The sequence below is a fragment of the Quyinboa ferrireducens genome (genome assembly GCF_042436675.1).
GTDB lineage: Bacteria > Bacteroidota > Bacteroidia > Bacteroidales > UBA5342 > JBHJHP01.
In genome coordinates this window covers 22,999-28,998 of sequence record NZ_JBHMVA010000023.1, presented here as the reverse complement: position 1 = coordinate 28,998, position 6,000 = coordinate 22,999, and the positions used below count along the sequence as shown (strand labels likewise).

The window sequence follows — 6,000 nt, the reverse complement described above, 5'->3', positions numbered from 1 at the left end:
GCTCCAAGCTGAATAACGGTTACTTCAAAGTTATCATCTGCATTCAGCATTTCCACAATCGGATCATTGTATGGATCGGCTGCTGTGGCTACTACGGTTTTACCCGACTTCTGTACGTAGGCTACTTTCTTAACCTGAGAAAGAGGTTCCAGCATAAACTCACCATTGCTTCCTACAGCCTGTACTGGTTTATCGCAATAGAGGTTTGAACCACTGGTTACATCATCTGTACTAAGATAACTTTTTGCTACACCGATGTTTTCAAGATTATCAACCAACTGGAATGTCACACTTGACAGATCAGTTCCATTCAATATCCATTCTGAAAGCAGTCCGTTTGTTGTTTCTGAAAGAACTGTTGTCCAGTTATTTGAACCTTCCTTATTTAAGTACATACCTTCTTTATTCTGAAGGTAGTAGGTATTCAATTTACCAGAAACCGGAACAAACATGAATGCCTGATCATCAGAACCAGAAGCGGTCATAACTGCCGGTTGAGTTACAGGATCAGTATCTGCACCAATTACAAGACCTGAATTCTTTTGAGTAATTGTATAATATACACCTTCCATAACAATCGGAGTTGTGTAATTCATAACCCAATCCAATGAATTCAGCAACAATGGTTTGAAGTCGTCTGTCATGTACAATAATCCATCGTTAAATGCATACAACAGCACAACATTGCTTGTGGTGGTTACATGTTCGTATGTATCATAATCTCCATTCATAGAACGTACATCAGATCCCATAGGAACAGCCCACATTGTTGGATAAAGAGTAGCCTCATTGAAAGTTGCCAGAGGTATAGCACCAGGAACACTATCACTCAGGTTGTAAGACTTAACTTCTTTTGGCCAGTCGGAAGAATCAGGTGTGCCCGCAGACCATTTAATAAGCTGATCTACAGTATAACCTGCAGTAATCGGATGTGTATTGTCAAGAATCTTCATCTGAGCTGTCTCAACAGTGAAATCACTGAATTTCGCAAACTCTTCAGCTTTCTTATCATTTACCCATCCCCATTTGTTGTTCTTCGGTCCGTCATTCTGCATGCTAACACAAGGTATCGGATAATTGCGTTTGGCATAATCGTTCACATTAGACGAACTTTCACCACCACTAATTACCATTCCGGCATAAGGTGTATAATCGAAAGCATTGATACCGTCCGCCGTCCATTCAAAAATAGAACCTTTCTTGGCAAATGTCACAGAATAACCACCTTCAACCAATGCATCATATACATTAGTATCGTAGGCTTTAGCTGTTGCATACACACCGTTTGATGCAGAACAATAAAGTATCTCACTTTCAGACTGAACATGTACATAAATCTTATATATCATAGAGTCTGTTCCAACCGGTGCAAATACTTTCAACTCATATTCAGCATTCTGTCCGTCGCTCAAGCCGCTAATAGCAGGAATAACAGCATCCTTACCGTTAATTAAATTCACACCTAGATCAACTTCAGAAGTTCCGGATGGTACCGTAAACTGATATGCATCGCCATCATCACCCTTGATTACGGCACTGGCAACATCAAGTTCTACTTCAATGGAATTATCAACCGGTTCAGTTGGAACATCAAGACCTGCCAGCATATAAACAGCATTTCTCCACATTGTGAGGTTGGCATTTGTCATATTGTTACCCATATCGTAACTGATTGCACCAAAATTCTGGCTTATTGCAATCATACGGGCCTGAAGTGTATCTTCTGTACCAAGAACAGTACCTGCCGGGATATCGTTAACACAAACGGAAACATCTCCACTGGCTCCTTTCATAACAGCCAGCAAGGTTGTATCATTTGGTTGTCCGTCTTCGCCTGTAATAGCTAAACCAGTTAAATACTGCATTGCTTTGAAGTATTCATCACCGGTATCGCGGAATGCAGCTCCATCATCATAAGCTCCTCTGTCAAACATCCTGACTGAGTCACCATCGAATGTGATACCAGAGAATAATGGATTACTTTGATTTTCTGAAGATACTCCAAGGTAATAATTGATCACATTTTCATTATTCTTGTTATCAGGACCTACAGCTACTGCATCAGGACTCATGGTAACAGCTTTACCGTTTCGTAAAGCATAAATTTTATTATAAATAAAAGGAACCGGAATATTCTCTAATCCCAAAGATCCACCTGGCTTCCATATTGCAGCACTGGAACTAAATGGTTCCTGAGCTATCACCACATCATATTGAGAGAGGTCAATAACTGCACTAGCGGAAACTGTCATTACATCAACCCCTAAGTTCGGATCATTTTTCAGCATCTGAATAATAGGATCATTATCCGGTTGTGTTGCTGTTGCAGCCATTTCTTTATCCTCTGTTACATAAGCGACCATAACCGGTGCTTCATAGAACTCATAGTTATCAATGTAACATGCTGTACAGTTGGATCCATAGTCACAAGTGTTAAAACTAAAGAAGTTAGTTCCGGCATTTGGTCCGGTCGTAAATGTTGTATCAACCAACTGCCATTCACCGTGTGTATCAACTGAGAAACCAAAGTTTGGATCTGAACCGTTGGCAAGGAAACCAATACTTCCACCAATAGTCTTAATCATTACGTGCAAACGGTACTTCGTATTAGGCTTAAAAGTGAAATTGGCAACATCCAAAGCAGCTTCACATCCGGCACCTGGTGCCTGTAATAATGCACAGCTAACACCACAATACGCTTCCGGTCCATAATATACATCTCTATTACCCCAACCATTCCAGGCAGCAGAAGTTGTACACTCAGGATCAGGGAACAGATTTTCTAAATGACTGTATAAAGGTGTATAACATTCACCCTGATCAACCATAACATATATTGTATAATCAAGCGTATTATTTCCATTTGAAGAAGTAACAGACACTACTGTAGTATCAACGTCTCCTTCAATAGTAATTTCACCAACTCCATTTACCGTAGCTTCAGCAATTGTTGGTGTAGCAGATAAATTAACTGTTGTTGTTCCTTGTGGAACAGATAATACATACGATGTAACACCGGTATTAAATACTGGCAGCAATGTTCCTACATCACTTGAAAGATCTGCAAGGCTTGCATCAAGTGCATCTTTATATGCATCTGAATTTGCTTTAATTACTTCAGCGCTTAACTCACCATCATAAATATTAAATTCATCTATGGAGCCGTTATAATTATTATCATTCCATACACCTTTAAACAGGCATGCGAAATCGGTACCTATGGCAGGAACAATGTTTCGTCCGGTTGCAACAGCAGCCAATTTTTCTCCATCGAGATAATATTTTACACTATCCATTGTTAAGACTGCAACAACATGATGAACATTTCCGTCATCAATTTCAATACCATCTTTTAAAGCCGTCGCAGCTGTTCCTGCATCATTTGCTTCAACACGGGATTGGGTTGCACCTCCCCTTGTTGGCTGAATCCAGAAACAATTTTGTCCGGCAGTATTTGATCCAAAATAACTTATCATAGTGTAACCACCATTTGCAGCACTGGCAGCCTTAACTTTAGCTTCCAAAGTTACAGCATAGTAATCCTTCAGTGCCAAAGCTGCACCATCAAATGACACATAACCGCTCGTAGAAGATGTTGATCCGGAAACGGTACACATTCCATCTGCAATTGAAATTTTGTCACCATTGAGTACGCCATCCACTGAACCAATCATATCATCAGCAGAACCATCATCAAAAGTATACGAGTGCATTTTGATTGGTGCAGATTGATCGGCAATCGAAACATCATAAAAAATACGCGTACCATTATCCATCTCAAATCTGGAAATTTGAGCTTCCCCTGCAGCAGGAGTGGCTTTAAAGTAGAACATCATGTCATCATCAACAACTCCCGATGCTGGTGCAGCAACGGTAATTTTGGCATCACTCCATTTGCCTGATCCGGAATCAAAGATCGAAGGTTCAAGCGTATAGGCAACATCAACGGTATAATTACCGCTTCCGTCATTAGCTTTTAATGCCCCGGTTGCCAGCATTACATATGGACGTTCGTCTCCATCACCATTCAAATAAAGATCGTTCACAATGGTCAAAGCAGCCATTCTGTTCTTTGTCTGTATCTGAACAACAAATGTATCTTCTACACCAGCATCGCCTCTTAATGCATCATGCATGAAAGCATTTGCCTGAATGCCGGCTGCAGGTTTAATCCATGCCGCTGAATTATAAACGATATGAAGGTCATCGAAAACTATTACCGGATCAAATGAGTCATCAGCAATAGCACTTCCAGTACCTTCAGTTTTTAGATACCAATATACTTTTTGATCTGAAAAGTCTGATACATTCAAGCCAGCGTCAGCTGCCAATGATACATTTTTAACACCGCTACCTGTAACATAGAAATCCGGAACTGTTGCCACAAGATTAGCAGCATCCTTACCGCCAATATATACTGTCAATTCATAGGAAGCAGTCATTCCTGTATTTCCTTCATCATATGTATCTATAGTAAAGGTGATATCCGTATCTACAGAATTAGCATCGAATTTAACGGCAAAACCGTAATCAACTTTTTTATATTTTCCTGGCCATGCTCCGAAAGCCTGATTATCTGACCCTACAGGTACAACCTCCACGTACGGCAAATACACATCGGAATCCTGGTCACCATCCGCAACGGTAGTAAACACTAATGTAGCAGGTCCCCCTGTATAGGTAAACGAATACGTATCCTGCAGATCATTAACAACTATTGTCGAAAGTGAATCCGGAGTAATAGTACCAACACCGGTTTCGACAGCAGCAGTCATAGACAATGATGAATACTGTGATCCCAGAAAGCTAACTGTACAATCACCGTCCACTTGGATCCTTATTTGAGCACCCAGCTTCAGATCTACACCGTAAGTATTGGGAGCAGAACCAGTGTGGAGATTATACGATCCACTTAACACTAATTTCCCATCAGCACTTTGACCGTCAGCGATAATTGTTCCGTCTCTGAAATCATACGCTGTCTTATTGATATCAAAAAGGCAATGCGCAGGCTTCTGCTTTGAAGTAGATGTAGTCGCATCATTTACCGCGAAAGCATCCAGAATGGACACCAGTGAATCTATACTAGCTACATGTACTGGATTCTCCTGACTGTTTTCAAAACGACTAAGACGACATTTAAAATCGTCATTTACAATTGCCGCACCGTTTTCATCATAAACGTCTACGCCAAAACCTTTATAATTACGACATTTAGAAATACTAATATCGTAATAGTCCTTTCCAACAGCGGCGCTGTCAGCATTTAAGACTATTGAACTTAAAGATTTGTCAGTATTGAAAGTTAAATCAAATGTTGAAACACCGGTCGCATTATCCTGCACCAGGGTTTGTCCAACAGATGGATAATCAGTAAATTTCATCTGACCAAAGCTCAGGCTTGATACGAGAAGCATACAAGCCATAACATACAATTTGATGTCGATTTTCTTCATATGCACTAAATTTTAGTTAGAAATTGGATTAATCAATATATTAGTTAAATTAATTCGGGATTTTTTCAAATTGCCTGTAACAATTATTTTCAATCAAATATCACAGGATCAAAAGTTCTTCTCAAAACGCCTAACCTCCTCTTTTAAAATATATTATCAGATTATTTTTATATAACACACCCCCGTTTTAATCTGTTAGTTCCACTGTAATTTTCACATTTTACACAGAGAAAAACTTTTCAAATGTAAACGTTTCCATAAAAAAAACCAAATTTATATGCCTATATTAAAACCCTGATATATTTAGTTTATATTATTAAAATATTATGCTGAAAACACTTTTAACAGTTAAACACTGCATTTAAAGCCATTATCGATTGATTTACTGCTACTTACAATGTTAACAAACTTTAAAATACATCTAAAAATAAATACCTTCAATATAAATTATTTGACATTTTTATATTACAAAACATATTTTCAGACTGCAATAATATGCAAGCAAATTATGTTGTACAACATCCTGTTTTATAAAAAAGAATCA

At 38.9% G+C, this 6,000-nt stretch carries 1 protein-coding gene; it reads right to left on the bottom strand.

The window, feature by feature from the left end; translation table 11 throughout:
* Positions 1 to 5,456: LamG-like jellyroll fold domain-containing protein (locus tag ACE01N_RS19470; protein ID WP_380592561.1), on the bottom strand; the 5,456-nt coding region annotated here is incomplete at its 3' end.
* Between the last annotated feature and the right edge of the window lie 544 nt (positions 5,457 to 6,000).